The organism is Arthrobacter sp. BC5 (assembly GCF_056680255.1).
Map to the genome: position 1 here is coordinate 2,215,103 of NZ_CM155273.1, position 15,489 is coordinate 2,230,591.

A 15,489-nucleotide genomic window follows, 5' to 3' on the forward strand; every position below is an offset into this window, starting at 1 on the left:
GCGGTCCTGCTGATTGTCCGTGGCGTGTGATGGTCTTGATCCATGACCAGTACCCTCCACGATGCTCCGCAGGCGTCCTTCCCCGAGGTGCCGGACGTGCCGTCGCAGACGGCCCGGGCGGGTTACGACGCCGTCCTCGAGTCACTGCAGCACATCACCGGTCAGGTCCTGGTCCTCGGTGCTCCCGGCAGCGGGAAGTCCTCACTGCTCACCGACCTCGCCGTCCGGCGTGTCGAGGCCGGTTCGCTCGACCCGGAGGGGCTGCTCCTGCTTGCTCCGACCCGTGCTGCGGCGACCCGGCTGCGGGACGAACTCACCGCGAAGCTCGACCGCAGCATCAGCACGGCGCCCGCTCGCACCTGGGCCTCCTACGCCTTCGACCTCATCCGCCGGGCCAGGGCCGAGGGGAGGACGCCCACCATTCCGCGGGCTCCACGGCTGTTGTCGGGCGCGGAACAGGACCTCATCATCAAGGAGCTCCTCTCCGGACACGGCCGCGACGGTGCGCCCGGGCTCGACTGGCCGTCGGGCCTCGCCCTGGCGCTGCCTACGCGGGGATTCCGGCAGGAGATCCGCGATCTGTTCGACCGCGTGAGCGAGTACGGCGTACCCGCCGAGGACCTCGCGGCCTGGGGCGAGCGGTTCGACCGGCCGGACTGGGTGGCGGCGGCCGCACTGTACCGCGAATACCGCGACGTCCTCGACCTCCGGATGCCCGAGGCCTTCGATCCGGCCGGGATCCTCACCGCCGCCCGGGAGATCCTCGAGACGGACCGGGACTTCCTCGACAGGGAACGGAAGAGACTGCAGCTGGTCCTCGTCGACGACTACCAGGAGGCCAATCCGGCGGTCCATGCGCTGCTGGGACTCATCGGAGCAGGCACCGATGTCGTCGTGACCTCCTGCCCCGATACGGTGGCGCAGGGTTTCCGCGGTGCCCGTCCCGAACTGACGGGGCGCCTCGCCACCCTCTTCCGCCGGGGCAGTGGCCTGACCACCGTGACCCTGCCCGGGTCGCTGACGATGCAGGGCCGGCTTGCGGAGGCGTGGGGCAACGTCGCCGGCCGCATCGCGACCAGCGGTGTCAGCACGTCCTACCGGGCAGTCCCCCCGGACGTCCTCGCCGACGAACGGCAGGGCGGCCCGCAGGACGGCCCACCGACGCACGGTCCGGCGGTCTCCGCCCACGTGCTCGACAGTGTCTTCCACGAGCAGCGGTTCATCACGCAGCGGGTACTCGAAGCCCACCTGTTCGGCGAGCGGAGCCTCGACGACATCGCCGTGATCGTGCGCAACGGCGCGCAGGTGTCCGCAGTCCAGCGTTTCCTCACGGCACAGGGCATCGCCGTGAACGTGCCGGCAGCAGAGACCGCCATCCGGGAGGAGCCTGCCGTCCGCCCCCTGCTCGATCTCTACGCCGTGGCCGTCGGACGTGCGGAACTCGACACGGAGCTGTGCATCTCGCTGCTCACCTCGAGGATCGGCGGTGCGGGCAGCCTCGACCTCCGGCGACTGCGCCAGATCCTGCGCCGCACGGAACTGCAGCAGGGCGGCGGCCGCACGAGCGACGAACTCCTCACGGCCCTGTTCTCCGCTCCCGAGGAGATCGCCGCCCTGCCCTCCGAGGGTGCCCCGGTCCGGCGCCTGTACCGCATGCTGGAGGCCGGCAGAGCCGCGGCCGCGGACCCCGCGCGGGACCCGGAGACGGTCCTGTGGGCGCTCTGGTCGGCCTCCGGGCTCGCGCAGCAGTGGTCTGGAGCGGCACTGTCCGAGGGGCCCTCCTCCACGCGCGCCGATCGGGACCTGGACGCGATGATGGCTCTCTTCCATACGGCCGAGCGATTCGTCGAGCAGCTGCCCGGCGCGGATCCCGAGCTCTTCCTCGACTACATTCTGAGCCAGGACATCCCGATGGACACGCTGGCCCAGCGCACCAGTCGCCAGGCGTCGGTGTCGGTGCTGACACCGGCGAGCGCCGCCGGCAGGCACTGGCCGCTGGTGATCGTGGCGGGCGTCCAGGACGGCGTCTGGCCCAACCTCCGGCTGCGCGGTGAACTCCTCGGCTCGGGTGAGCTCCGGGCCCTCCTCGATCACGGCGAGTCCTTCCGCAGCACCCGGGATCCGGTGACCCTGCTGCAGGACATCCGCTTCGACGAGCTGCGGACCTTCTCGCTGGCCGTGTCCCGGGCGACCCGCGAACTGGTCTGCTGCGCCGTCTCCTCCCAGGACGAGCAGGCCTCCCAGTTCCTCGACGTGCTCGATCCCCTACCGCCCGGGATGGCCGAACGGCCCCGCACCGAGGTGCTGCGACCGGTCACCCTGCGCGCCCTGGTCGCGGAGCTGCGCAAGTTCGCGCAGGACCCGCAGGCCGGCCCCGCCCTGTCGCGGGAGGCCGTCCAGCACCTCGGACGCATGGCCGTGCTCGAGCCGCCGGTACCGGGCGCGCACCCGTCGCAGTGGTGGGGGGTCCTGGGGATGAGCAGCGAGGAACCCGTGATCCCGCAGGACCAGCCGATCCCGGTATCGCCGTCCAAGGTCGACTCCGTACTCACCTCGCCCCTGAGCTGGTTCGTGTCCGCTGCCGGGGGGGAACGCACCACCGACTTCGCCCGGTCCCTCGGTACGCTCGTCCACCAGATCGCGCAGGACCTGCCGGAGGCGACCGGCAGCGAGTACGTTCGTGAACTCGAACGGCGCTGGCCGCAACTCGGTATCAGGGACACGTGGGAGGGGCAGGCGGACTTCAGGCGTGCAGAGGGGATGGTGCGCAAGCTCGCCGCCTACGTGCTGTCGATGCGCCAGGACGGGAGAAGCCTGCAGGCCACGGAGGTGGATTTCTCGGTGGACCTGGAGGTCGAGATGGACGGGACCCAGCGGATCGCCCGGCTGCGCGGGCAGATCGACCGCCTCGAGATCGACGGGGACGGGCGATTCGTGGTCGTCGACCTGAAGACGGGCAAGAGCACCCCCGCCGTGGCGGACATCGAGCGGCACCCGCAACTCGCCGCCTACCAGACGGCGGTGGCGTCCGGTGCGCTGCAGGATGGCGGCACCGGTGGCGCTGCTCCTGACGCTGCGGCGGGTGCAGCCCTCACGGACGACGGAGCCACCACTGCGCCTGCCGGGTCTGCGGTGCCGGGAGGCGCTTCGCTGGTCCAGCTGGGGACGAAGTCCAAGGGGGTTCCGATCCAGGTGCAACCGCCGGTCGGTCCCGAGGACACCTGGGCGCGCACGATGATCGAGGACGCCGCAGCCCTGATGGCGGCCGCGACCTTCGACACCATCCACGACCCGCGGCGGTCGGGCTTCGGGGGCAGCGGCTGCCGCCTGCCCGAGATCTGCCCGCTGTGCGAGGAAGGAAAGCAGGTGACGCAGCAGTGAGCGCCACGGCATCGACTCCGACAACCGGCCCGCAGTCCACATCCCGGTACTCGGCACGCCAGTTGGCGGAACTGCTCCACACGGACCCGGATGCTCCCGTGCAGTATCCGACGGAGGACCAGGCCCGCGTCATCGAAGCACCCCTGGAGCCCCTCCTGGTCATTGCCGGTGCCGGGTCCGGAAAGACCAAGACCATGGCGGACAGAGTCGTGTGGCTCGTCGCCAACGGACTGGTACGCCCCGAGCAGATCCTGGGCGTCACCTTCACCCGGAAGGCTGCCGGGGAGCTCGCCTCCCGTGTCCGTCAGCGGCTGGCGCAGTTGTACGCCTCCCTCGCACAGGACGGTCCGGATTCCACGGGCGGGGATGCGCTGGACCGGCTCGATCCGGCCATCTCCACCTACCACTCCTTCGCGAACGGCATCGTGCAGGACTATGGTCTGCGGATCGGTGTCGAACGCGATTCCGTCATGCTCGGCACCGCGCAGTCCTGGCAGCTCGCCTCCTCGGTGGTCGAAGCGTACGACGGCGACTGGGAGCACTTCACCGCAGCCAAGAGCACCCTCGTGAAGGGGGTGCTCGACATGGCGGGAGAGTGTGCGGAGCACCTGGTCAGCCCGGCGAGGGTGCGCGACGAACTCCGACGCCATGTCGAGTACGTCGTGGCCCAGCCGTACGTCGCGGGCTCCGGCAGGGCCGCCGCGCAGAAGGTGCACGAGCTGCTGAACAAGCTGCGCACCCGCATCACCGTGACCGAACTCGCCGAGCGCTACGCCGCAGCCAAACTCGCGCGCCGCCAGTTGGACTTCGGGGACCTCGTGTCCCTGGCGGCCAGGATCGCCCGCGACATCCCTGAGGCGGGGGAGCTCGAACGCGAGAAGTACAAGGTGGTGCTCCTCGACGAGTTCCAGGACACCTCCCATGCGCAGATGGTGCTGTTCTCGAGGCTGTTCGCCGACGGCCGTTCGGTCACCGCGGTCGGTGACCCGCACCAGTCGATCTACGGTTTCAGGGGAGCCTCGGCCGGGCAGCTCGCCACGTTCCGCACGGCCTTCCCCAGGGTGACCACGGACGGCCGCGCGCCGTCGGACATCGCGCACCTGTCCGTCGCATGGCGGAACGCGACGTCGATCCTCGAGGCGGCGAACACCGTGTCGGCGCCCCTGAATGTGCCGGCGCCGTGGCTCCGGAACAGCTCCGTCCAGCATGTCCCCGGCCTCGTCGCGCGACCCGGTGCCCCGCTCGGCGAGGTACTCCTGGGGCGCTTCCTCACCGATGCCCCCGTCAGGGCGGGGGAAGCAGGGCCGGAGGGCACCACGGGTACCGAACCCGGACCCACACCCAGTGAGGCGCAGGCCATTGCGCGGGAGGTCCTGCGACAGCGCCGGCGCAGCTTCGAGTCGGACGACGGCGGCGCACCGCTCCGGCCGACCATGGCGGTCCTCTGCCGCGGACGCAAGCAGTTCGACCCCATCCGTCGTGAACTCGAGCGCGCCGGTGTCCCGGTCCAGGTGGTCGGCCTCGGCGGACTGCTGCGCACCCCGGAGATCGTGGACCTGCTCGCCACCCTGAGGGTGCTCGGCGACCCCGACCGCTCGGATTCGATGCTGAGGCTCCTGTCCGGTGCGCGGTGGCGCCTGGGACCTGCCGACCTGATGGCGCTCGGGGACTGGTCCCGCCACCTCGCCCGGACCCGGGAGGCGATGTTCCGCCACGGCAGTGCGGCAGGGGAGGAGCTCGACACCGAGCAGAGCAGGGACGCCGTCGTCGCCCCCGACCTCGCCGAAGCCGGGAGCCTCGTCGAGGCCGTCGACTACCTGCCGCCGTCGGACTGGGTGTCCTCCTCCGGCAGGGCGCTGAGCGACACGGCGCGGCACAGGCTCCGTGCCCTCCGCCAGGAGCTGCGCATGCTCCGGAGTTTCGTGGGCGACGACCTCGGCAGCATGATCGGGGAGGTGGAGCGCACCATCCTGCTGGACATCGAGGTAGCCGCGAAACCGGGGGTGAGCATCCATGAGGCGCGACGCAACCTCGACGCCTTCACGGAGGCGGTGGCAGGATTCGTGTCCACCGCCGAGCGCGTCGACCTGCCGGCGTTCCTCGCCTGGCTCGAGGCGGCGGACCAGGAGGAGGACGGCCTGCCCGTGACGCAGCTCGAGGCGAGCAGGGACGCGGTGCAGCTCCTGACCGTCCACGCCTCGAAGGGCCTCGAGTGGGATGTCGTGTTCGTGCCCGGCCTCAATGAAGGGTCCTTCCCCAGCGGCAAGGATTCGCGCTGGAGCAGCGGCGACTCCGCCATTCCCTGGCCGCTGCGCGGGGATGCACCCGAACTGCCGCAGTGGGACTGGGAACAGCAGGACCAGAAGGAATGGCTGGCCAGCGAGAAGGAGTTCACCGACGAGGCAAGGGTGCACGCCGAACGCGAGGAACGACGCCTGGCATATGTCGCCTTCACCCGCGCCAAGCACTCGCTCGTCTGCACCTCGTCGGCCTGGGGTGGCGGGCGGTCGAGGCCGTCCGCGCCCTCGCCGTACCTGGTGGACCTCGTAGCGCTCGCGGAGGCCGGAACCGGGGGCTTCCTCAGGCCGCAGTGGCTTCCGGAGGAGGACGAAGGTGATGCCAATCCGGCGAATGCCACCCCCGAACGGGCGTCGTGGCCGTTCGACCCACTGGGGAAGCGGCGCCCCGCCCTGGAACAGGCGGCGCGGGCCGTCCTCGAACAGGCCGCTGCGCCCGCACTCGAGGTCGACGTCGACGGCGGGCGCTGGGGGCGAGAGGTGAGGCTCGCGCTGGCCCGGCAGGCCCGGGAGAAGGAACGGATGCCGCTGACGCTGCCGTCGCACATCTCCGCCTCGACCCTCGTGGAACTGCGCGAGGACCCCGATGCGGTGATGCAGCAACTGCGGCGCCCGCTTCCGCGGCGTCCCGGTTCGGCGGCACGCAAGGGAACCGCGTTCCACGCCTGGATCGAGGAGTTCTACGGGTCCGGCGGGATGCTCGACCTCGGCGAATACCCCGGCGGCGCCGATGCCCATGTCGACGAGACGCTCGGCCTGAAGGAGATGGCCGCGATCTTCGAGCAGTCGGAATGGGCCCTTCGCGAACCCGCAGCCATCGAAGCGCCGATCGAGACGAAGATCGGCAGCATCGTGGTGCGCGGCCGGATCGATGCGGTGTTCCGCGACGCCGACGGCGGCTGGGACCTCATCGACTGGAAGACGGGTCGCCCGCCCGCGCCCGACCGGCGCTCGGCCAAGGCCGTCCAGCTCGCCGTCTACCGGCTCGCCTGGTCACGGCTGAAGGACGTTCCGCTCGAGAAGGTGCGTGCGGCGTTCTTCTACGTGGCGGATGACCTGGTGGTCCGGCCGCACGACCTCGCCGACGCAGCGGAGCTGGAACGGATCATCGCGGCAGCGGGATCGGCCTGATCGCCCCGCGGAAGGTGGAAGCCGGCGGCCGCCGCACTCGCGGCACCCTCGGGGATGAGGGAACACGGTGCGGCTGCATGCGGCAACGGCAGGAGCTTTCGTCAGCTGCCCGGGACGACAGCCGGCGGGACGTCAGCTGCCGAAGGACACGATGGGCAGGGCCGAGGTCGCGACGTCGTCCGGGGAACCCGCGCCGGGTTCGCCGTTCCTCAGGAGCGTGACCTTCGACGAGGTGTTCGCGGGCCGGGTACGTCCCGCTGTCAGACGGGCGTAGGCCAGCGACGACCCCGAGGGCGTCCCGTGGTCGTCATCGCCGTGATGCAGCGCGGGGCGATCCCCCTGGCTGCCCGAATGGTCGGAGCCGTGTCCGGACGGCTGGCTGACCGGGCGACGGTGCTCCTGGTCCGAGGCTCCATGCGGGTCGTAGGCGTGGCTACCGGTCCCCGGGGACCGGTCGGCGCCGGTACCGTCCTGTCCTGCAGCGGGTGCGACAGGCGCTTCCTCGCGGGTTCGCGCCATACCAGGGGCACTCTCCTCGTCCGTCGCTCCGTCCGGGGAGTCGGGATGGAGCGTGCTCTGTCTCCTCGCCGGAACGTCGATCGTTGGGGCGCTGCCCCCGGTCCGGTCCTCCCGGTCGCCGTGCACGACATGGTGCTCATCGTCCGCAACGTAGAGGTCGTCGTCGGTACCGAGCTCGTTGCCCCATTCGAGGCGTTCCTCGTGCGCGCGGCGAGCACGCTCGGCCGCCTCATGCTGTTCACGCTCGATGGCCTCCACATCCGCTTCGAGTGTCGCGAGCATGCCCTCGGCCTCGTGGACCATTCCGCGGTCTTCGAGCGCCACGCCGCGCACCAGCCACTGCGCGAGGGCGAACTCGGCGGCGAGCGCGGCGCGGCGGGACAGGTGGGGATCGACGGCGGTCGATCGGGCCGAGGCGTACGCCTCGTGGACGGCGTCGACGAAGCCGGTGTCCTCGGCTGCAGCAAGCCAGGCGAAGTCCTCGGCGGGATCGCCGATGCACAGATCGGTCCAGCCCGTCACGGCGGACACGCGGCCGGCGGCGATCAGGAGATGGTCCTCGTGCAGGTCGCCGTGCACCACGGTCGGACTGAAGCGCCAGAGTGCCACGTCCTCGAGGGCATGCTCCCAACGGCGCAGCAGGATCGCCGGGATCTTTCCGGTCGTCGCTGCCTGGTCGAGTTCGTTCAGCTTGCGCTGGCGGTACTCGTTCGCTTCGTAGCTCGGCAGGTCGGCGCGCTGCACCATGTCCTGCGGCAGTTCGTGGATGGCAGCGATGACACGCCCGAGTTCCCGGGCCATCGTGCGCCCACCCGCGGTCAGCGTGTCGAGTGGGCGGGTCGTCCCGGCGAGGTGCGAGTACACGAAGGTACTGAGCTCACCCTGGCGGACACTGCCGGCCATGTGCGGGATGAGGAAGGGAAGCTCCGCCTTGATCGCGGGTGTGAAGGCGCGCAGGGCCTGCAGCTCGGTCTCGAGGCGCATGCTGGCCTCCGCGTGCCTGGGCGAGCGGACCCTCCACTGCTTTCCCGCGTCGTCGACCAGCAGCGCGGAATCGAAATCGGCGGCGTCGTCGGGAGCGCCGGCGACGCCCGTCGGTGCCAGGCCAGGTACTGCGGCGCTGGCGATGGCGGCAAGTTCCATGGGTGTCCGTTTCACAAGATCCACCGTAGGGCGTCCCCGCGTCGCCCGCCCACTCCGGTCCGGCGAGTCGCCAGATGCACCACTCGTTTCCGGTGATGCACTACTCCTCCACCAGGGCCTCGCAGAATGTGTTTTGGGAGAGCGAGACCGTACCGTAGATGCATGACCGATTCCCTCCGGACCCTTGTGCTGCCTCCCCTCGGATCGCTGCCGCTGTCACGCGTCGATTCCGATCGGGACGGTGACGCGAGGACCACCGAGAACCTCCTCGACGCCCTGTGGGGCTCCGACAGCACGGGGGTCCTGCCCTTCGCCCGGGGGAAGGCGCCGGTCGTGGGCGGCGGGCTCCGGCTGGTCGCGCCGTCCGAGGTGGAGCGTCCGGAACTGCTGGTCTACCTCGGTCGTATCAACGAGGGTGCGGCCGATGCCGGGATGCAGGTGGTCCTCGCCGTCTTCGAGGCGGAGGACGCCGCTCTGGCGCCCGCCGACCAATGGATCGGCCTGCGCGAGGTCGCGGCATCGCTCGACGCCCGGGACACGGGGCTGTTCGTCCAGGGGGCCGCCATCGCCAACTGGCATGCCACCCACACCCACTGCCCGCGGTGCGGCACGGTGACGGAGGTGCGCGCGGCCGGGTGGGTCCGCCAGTGCCCCAGCGACGAATCTGAACACTATCCACGCACCGATCCGGCGATCATCGTCTCCGTGATCGACGACGACGACCGTCTGCTGCTCGGGTCCGCCGTCGCATGGCCCGAGCACCGGTTCTCCACGCTCGCCGGTTTCGTCGAGCCCGGCGAGTCCCTCGAGGCCGCCGTGATCCGCGAGGTCGGCGAGGAGTCCGGCATCGAGATCGAGTCCCCGCAGTACCTCGGGTCGCAGCCCTGGCCCTTCCCCGCATCGCTGATGCTCGGCTTCACCGCACGGGCCCTCACCACGGATGCCGTACCGGACCGTGAGGAGATGCGGTCCCTGCGGTGGTTCACCCGGGAGCAGCTGTTCGCCGAGGTGCGGGACGAGAAGATCGCCGTCGCCGGCGGTGTCTCCATCGCCCGTTCCCTGATCGAGAGGTGGTACGGCGGCCCGCTGGACGAGGAGCCTTCGGAGGCGCGTCCCTAGTGTCCGGACTACTGCTCGAGGACAGCATCCTCGAGGGGCTCGACGACGAACAGCGGACGGTCGCGAGTACCCTCACCGGTCCGCTCTGCGTGCTTGCTGGAGCCGGTACGGGAAAGACCCGCGCCATCACCCACCGCATCGCCTACGGCGTGCACACCGGCGTCTACAAACCGCAGCAGGTGCTCGCCGTGACCTTCACCGCCCGCGCGGCGGCGGAGATGCGCACCCGGCTCCGCGACCTCGGGGCCGGGGGAGTGCAGGCCCGTACCTTCCATGCGGCTGCCCTCCGACAGCTCCAGTACTTCTGGCCCCAGGCCGTGGGCGGACCCCTTCCGGCGCTGGTCGACCACAAGGCCCAGCTCATCGCGGAGTCGGCGCGTCGCCTGCGTCTGTCGACGGACCGCGCGGCCATCCGGGATGTCGCGGCGGAGATCGAATGGGCCAAGGTGTCGATGCTGACACCCGACGGGTACGCTGCGGCAGCGGCAGGCCGCGCGGAGCCGGCGGGGATGGATCTCATCACGGTGTCCAGGATCTTCTCGGCGTACGAGGACCTCAAGATCGACCGCAACCTCATCGACTTCGAGGACGTGCTGCTGACCACCGTCGCCATCCTGGAGGAGGACGAGAAGGTGGCGGCCACGGTGCGGGCCCAGTACCGCCACTTCGTGGTCGACGAGTACCAGGACGTCTCGCCTCTCCAGCAGCGACTCCTCGACCTGTGGCTCGGGGAGCGGAGGGAGCTGTGCGTCGTCGGTGATGCGAGCCAGACCATCTACTCGTTCACGGGGGCTACGTCACGGCATCTGCTGGACTTCACCAAGCGCTACGAGGGCGCCCAGGTGGTGAGGCTGGTGAGGGACTACCGCTCCACTCCCCAGGTGGTCCGCGCAGCCAATACGCTGCTGGCGGCGCGGAGCAGCGAGGCCGACAGGCGGGCCGTGGGCACCACCTGGTCGGCGCCCCTGGAACTGATCGCGCAGCGGGACCCCGGCCCCGAGCCCGTCTTCACCGAATGCAGTGACGACGAGGCCGAGGCCGCGGAATGCGCGCGGCGCATCGGGGTGCTGCTCGACCAGGGCGTGAAGGCGAGCGAGATCGCGATCCTCTACCGCACCAACGGCCAGTCCGAGGCGTACGAGCAGGCGCTGGCGAGCGCGGGCATCGGGTACCAGCTGCGTGGCGGGGAGAGGTTCTTCCAACGGCGTGAGGTGCGCGATGCGTTGCTGCAGCTCCGGGCCGCGGCACGCACGCAGGGCGACGAGGATGTACCCCAGCAGGTGCGCGACGTCCTGGCGTCCCTCGGCTACACCTCTGTCGCACCCCAGAACTCCGGGGCCGTCCGCGAGAAATGGGAGTCGCTCGCGGCCCTCGTCGGTCTCGCGGACGAACTCAACAGGGTCCGGGGGCCGGAGGCTTTCACCCTGCAGACGTTCGTCGCAGAACTCGAGGAACGCGCGGCCGCGCAGCACGCGCCCACGGTGCAGGGCGTCACCCTCGCTTCCCTGCACTCCGCCAAGGGGCTCGAGTGGGACGCCGTCTTCCTCGTCGGGCTGAGCGAGGGGCTCATGCCCATCTCGTTCGCCGACACCCAGGAAGCCGTCGACGAGGAACGCCGGCTGCTGTATGTCGGGATCACCCGCGCACGGGTCCACCTGTCGATGTCGTGGTCCACCTCCCGCTCACCGGGCGGACGGGCCAGCAGGAAGCCCTCGCGGTTCCTCGACGCACTCCGTCCGGCGAGTGCCGGGCAGGCATCGTTCCGCCAGCCGCGCGTCAAGGCATCCCGCAAGTCATCCGCGCCGGCCGTCTGCCGGGTCTGCAAGCGCCCGCTGCTGACGGGCTCCGAGCGGAAGATCGGGCGCTGCAACGACTGCCCCGTGAGCTATCAGGAGGAGACGTTCGAGGCACTGCGCGCCTGGCGGCTCGTAGAGGCCCGCGAGAAGGACGTGCCGGCGTTCGTCGTCTTCACCGATGCCACGCTCGTCGCGATCGCCGAGGCGAGACCGCAGACGCTCGACGAGCTCGGCGAGCTGGCCGGGGTCGGCTCGTCGAAGCTCGAGCGCTACGGTGACGCCGTCCTCGAGATCATCAGTGACAACTCCTGACGCAGGCGGATCGCGCGACCCGGCACGGCTGCCGGTGGAGGTACGGCGGTCGCCCCGGCGGAAGCGGACGGTCAGCGCCGACATCCGCGACGGCGTGATCCGGGTGTCCATCCCCGGTCATTTCTCGGTGAGCCAGGAGCGCCACTGGGTGGCGCGGATGGTCGAGAGGATGTCGGCGAAATACCTCGCCGCCCCCGCCATCGATGACGACCAGCCCGTGCCGGGGCTGCTCCAGCGGGCCGAGCGGCTTGCGGAGCAGTACCTCGGCGGGAGGGGAGTGCCGGCCACGATCGGCTGGGTGACCAACCAGAATTCACGGTGGGCCTCCGCTACACCGGCACGCCGTACCATCCGCCTGTCCCACAAACTGCAGGGCATGCCCGAGTGGGTCGTCGACTACGTGATCCTGCACGAGATGGCCCACCTGATCGAGCCGTCCCACAACGCCGTGTTCTGGAGGCTGCTGACGGCCTATCCTCGGACCGAGACGGCGAAGGCCTTCCTCGAGGGCGCGGCCTTCGCAGCCCATCACAACCTGTCCGGCGGGCAGGACGGCATCTGACGATCCGTCGAGGGCTGGAGAACCAGGCGCTCGACGGGCCGTTCCGGCCCCCGAAACCCGCTGTGGTCAGCGGGGAGTGTCTCCGCCGCTCGTTCCCGGTCCGTGCTCGTCCCCGGGATCCTCGCTGCCGGGATCCTCGGCGGCGCCGTCCCCGGCCACCCCATCCACGTCCGCAGCATCCTCGTCCTTCGGTTCGAAGTCGCCGGCGAGAAGGCGCTGGAGGGCGGCGTCGACGTCGGCGTCGGAGGACTCGATGAGCCTCCGGCGCTCCGAGAAGCCCGCCGGGTCGTCGAGGTCCTCGGCCGTGGGCAGCAGGTCCGGGTGCTGCCACAGGGCGTCCCGTCCTTCGATCCCGCGTTCCGACGTGAGCAGCGACCACAGGGCGGCGGCGTCACGTAGGCGGCGGGGCCTCAGTTCCAGCCCGACGAGCGAAGCGAACGCATGCTCGGCCGGTCCGCCCGTAGCCCGTCGGCGCCGGACCATCTCGCGCAGTGCACCCGCCGAGGGCAGGTTGGCGGCCGCCGCGGCCGTCAGTTCGTCGACCCAGCCCTCGACCAGGGCGAGCGTCGTCTCGAGTCGAACGAGCGCGGCATCCTGCTCAGGTGTCCGCTCGGGCATGAAGACGCCCTGGGAGAGGGCGCCCTGAAGGCTCTCCGGATTGGTCGGATCGATGTCGCGTGCAGCTTCCTCGATCTTGCCCATGTCGATGTGGATGCCCCTGGCATAGCTTTCGATACTGCCCAGCAGGTGGCTCGTGAGCCACGGGATGTGCGTGAACAGGCGGACGTGGGCCGCCTCGCGGACGGCGAGGAACAGCTGTACTTCCTGGGCAGGGATGTCGAGCCCTTCCCCGAACGCGGCGACGTTCGCGGGGAGCAGCGCCATGCGCCCGTCGGCCAGTGGGACGCCGATGTCCGTCGAACCGACGACGTCCTTGGACAGTGCGCCGACGGCCTGGCCCAGCTGCATGCCGAACATCGCGCCGCCGACGTTCTGGAGCATCGAGGCGGGGCCGGCCATCATACCCATCATACCCATCATCGACTTCATCTCCTCGGGCAGCTGCTCCGAGATGACGTCGGAGAGCGCCTTGGCGATGCTCGTCGCAACGGGTTCGGTGAGGCGCCGCCACGTCGCCATGGTGGCTTCGACCCACTCGGCCCGCGACCAGGCGCGCCCCAGCTGACCGGTGCTCGGGAAATCCGTCACGGGATCGAGCCACATCTCGGCGAGCTTCAGGGACTCATCGACACTGCGCCGCTGCAGCGGCGTCACCGAAGGGTCGCTGTCGGACGCTGCGACGCGGCGCGCCTGCTCATGAGCCATCTGCCAGTTCACCGGCCCCTCGCTCGGCGTGGAGAACATGGCCTGCACCTGCTGCATGATCATCGCCATCGCTGCCGGGTCCGAGGGCAGTCCGGCCGCCTTGGCAATCTCCTGGGGATCGAATCCACCGCCCCCGCCGCCGAACATCTTCGACAGCATCTCGGACAGCGGGTCCTGGGGCGTGTCGTCGTCGCCGTTCGAGGGGTTGGATGGGTTGGTCACTGATACCACCGGTCCTGGGGAGTAGCTTGGCGGGTCCGGCGGGAGGGCGAAACCACTCCTGCCGGCTGTGGAAGACACGCTACCGGCCCGGCCTCGCCGGTGTCCCTCGCGCCATGCACCGTTCGCTGAGGGCAAAGCCGGGCCGGACCAAGCCGTGCCGGACGGCGGCGGGGGTCCCCTCGGGTACGCCCCGGCACGATGATGAGGTGGAGAGCGCGGGCGGCCGAGTGCAGGAACCCTGCAGCCGTCCACCAGGAACGGCGTCGATGAAAGCGTCTACCCTAGGGGTGCGGTACGGCGTCCATTGTCCGAGCGCCCGCCGCACGCGCCCGAGGCGCCCGACAGAGAGAAGCACAGTGACGCAGCCTGCCCACGTCGAGACCTACAGCCCCGGAGAGCCCACGCGGCCGAGGGATCCGCGCTTCCGCGCGATGGCCGTGTCCGGCGGCCTCGCTGTCGTCCTGTGCGCCGCCGCCGTCCTCCTGCCGTCGCCCTACGTCATCGAGTCGCCGGGGCCGACCTTCAACACGATCGGCGAGGTGAACGGCCGGCCGCTGATCCAGGTGGAGGGCAGGGAGACTTTCCCCCCGGACGGAGAACTGGACCTCACCACGGTGTTCGTGAGCGGTGGGCCGAACGGACAGGTGAACGTCCTCGACACGTTCCGCGCCTGGGCTAACCCCAACGAGAACGTCCTGCCCGAGCAACTGGTGTATCCGGAAGGAACCACCTCATCGGATGTGCAGGAGCAGAATGCCGTCGCGATGACGTCGTCGCAGGAGTCCGCGATCGCAGCGGCACTCGCCCACGAGGACATCGACTACACCGAGGAACTGTCCGTCGCGGGATTCGCCACCGACTCGGCGTCGGAGGGCGTCCTGCAGGAAGGCGACATCCTGCGCACGATCGACGGCGAAGGCATCGAGAACATCGGCACCCTGCGCTCCGCGCTGAACGACGCCGGGGGTGCACCTGCCTCCCTCTCCATCGTCCGCGACGGCGCACCGCTGGACGTCGCCGTGACACCCAGGGAGTCGCCGGAGGGCGGATACCAGCTGGGCGTCGTGCTCGCCTCCACGTTCGAGTTCCCCTTCGACGTCACCATCCAGCTCGACAACGTCGGCGGACCGTCCGCAGGGACGATGTTCGCCCTCGGGATCATCGACACCCTCACCGAGGGAGACCTCACCGGAGGCCGTCACTTCGCGGGAACGGGCACGATCGATTCGGCGGGAGTCGTAGGCCCGATCGGCGGCATCGCCCAGAAGCTGGTGGGCGCCCGCTCCAGCGGTGCCGAGTTCTTCCTGGCCCCGGCGGAGAACTGCGGCGAGGTCGTCGGGAACATCCCCGACGGACTGACCGTGGTGAAGGTCGAGACGCTCGACGACGCCGTGGAGGCGGTCGAGACGCTCGGAGCCGACGGGGATCCCGCCACGGTGCCCTCCTGCTGACCGGGAGGCTCCACGGCGGCCGGCCGATCCTCCGCGAGGACACGGTTGGGTGACGATCCCGCGGCGCCGGGCGGCAGTCGGGAACCTAATTGGTCCGGCTGAGCGTGAACAGGGCAGAATGAAAACACGAAGGGCGTGACTGCACGCTGTCTGCTGCCCGTGTCGGGCTGGGGAGCGAAGTGGAACACCGGTCATCGTGACCCGCAGCAGCTAACGATGAGGTAGATGTG

8 protein-coding genes are annotated in these 15,489 nt (G+C 70.3%); 6 read left to right on the forward strand and 2 right to left on the reverse strand.

Features of this window, described 5'->3' with window-relative positions:
• Positions 1-42 precede the first annotated feature (42 nt).
• Together AC1MFI_RS10350 and AC1MFI_RS10355 are read left to right on the forward strand one after the other, a co-directional pair.
• Positions 43-3,381, forward strand: a complete 3,339-nt coding sequence (locus AC1MFI_RS10350; RefSeq protein ID WP_479816676.1) for an ATP-dependent helicase — start codon at positions 43-45, stop codon at positions 3,379-3,381.
• Positions 3,378-6,809 (forward strand): ATP-dependent helicase, encoded by a 3,432-nt coding sequence (locus AC1MFI_RS10355; RefSeq protein WP_479816677.1) that lies wholly within the window; start codon positions 3,378-3,380, stop codon positions 6,807-6,809. Before AC1MFI_RS10350 ends, AC1MFI_RS10355 begins: the two co-directional genes overlap by 4 nt.
• A 132-nt stretch (positions 6,810-6,941) precedes the next feature.
• Here the strand turns inward: AC1MFI_RS10355 and AC1MFI_RS10360 are convergent, their stop codons facing one another.
• On the reverse strand, positions 6,942-8,471 hold the full coding sequence (locus AC1MFI_RS10360) for a phosphotransferase (protein ID WP_479816678.1): 1,530 nt from the start codon (positions 8,469-8,471) through the stop codon (positions 6,942-6,944).
• Between the two features lie 162 nt (positions 8,472-8,633).
• Between AC1MFI_RS10360 and nudC the strand changes: the two genes are divergently transcribed.
• Genes nudC through AC1MFI_RS10375 form a run of 3 tightly spaced genes read left to right on the forward strand, consistent with a single transcriptional unit; the run spans position 8,634 to position 12,260 of the window.
• Positions 8,634-9,590, forward strand: coding sequence for an NAD(+) diphosphatase (gene nudC, locus AC1MFI_RS10365; RefSeq protein ID WP_479816679.1), 957 nt, complete (start codon positions 8,634-8,636; stop codon positions 9,588-9,590).
• Positions 9,590-11,698, forward strand: coding sequence for an ATP-dependent DNA helicase UvrD2 (locus AC1MFI_RS10370; RefSeq protein ID WP_479816680.1), 2,109 nt, complete (start codon positions 9,590-9,592; stop codon positions 11,696-11,698). The genes nudC and AC1MFI_RS10370 overlap by 1 nt, the downstream gene beginning before the upstream one ends.
• Entirely contained in the window at positions 11,685-12,260 is a 576-nt protein-coding gene (locus AC1MFI_RS10375) for a M48 metallopeptidase family protein (RefSeq protein WP_479816681.1), read from the forward strand. Before AC1MFI_RS10370 ends, AC1MFI_RS10375 begins: the two co-directional genes overlap by 14 nt.
• 66 nt (positions 12,261-12,326) lie before the next feature.
• On the opposite strand, the gene AC1MFI_RS10380 is transcribed toward AC1MFI_RS10375, so the two are convergent.
• Entirely contained in the window at positions 12,327-13,745 is a 1,419-nt protein-coding gene (locus tag AC1MFI_RS10380) for a zinc-dependent metalloprotease (protein WP_479820847.1), read from the reverse strand.
• A 419-nt stretch (positions 13,746-14,164) separates the two neighbouring features.
• Here AC1MFI_RS10380 and AC1MFI_RS10385 point away from each other — a divergent pair, with 419 nt between their 5' ends.
• On the forward strand, positions 14,165-15,259 hold the full coding sequence (locus AC1MFI_RS10385; RefSeq protein ID WP_479816682.1) for a YlbL family protein: 1,095 nt from the start codon (positions 14,165-14,167) through the stop codon (positions 15,257-15,259).
• The last annotated feature ends 230 nt before the right edge of the window (positions 15,260-15,489 follow it).

Coding starts and splice junctions, on each gene's coding strand:
- AC1MFI_RS10380 (WP_479820847.1), bottom strand. CDS start 13,745: ATGCTGTCGAAGATGTTCGGCGGCGGGGGCGGTGGATTCGATCCCCAG.
- AC1MFI_RS10350 (WP_479816676.1), top strand. CDS start 43: ATGACCAGTACCCTCCACGATGCTCCGCAGGCGTCCTTCCCCGAGGTG.
- nudC (WP_479816679.1), top strand. CDS start 8,634: ATGACCGATTCCCTCCGGACCCTTGTGCTGCCTCCCCTCGGATCGCTG.
- AC1MFI_RS10360 (WP_479816678.1), bottom strand. CDS start 8,471: ATGGAACTTGCCGCCATCGCCAGCGCCGCAGTACCTGGCCTGGCACCG.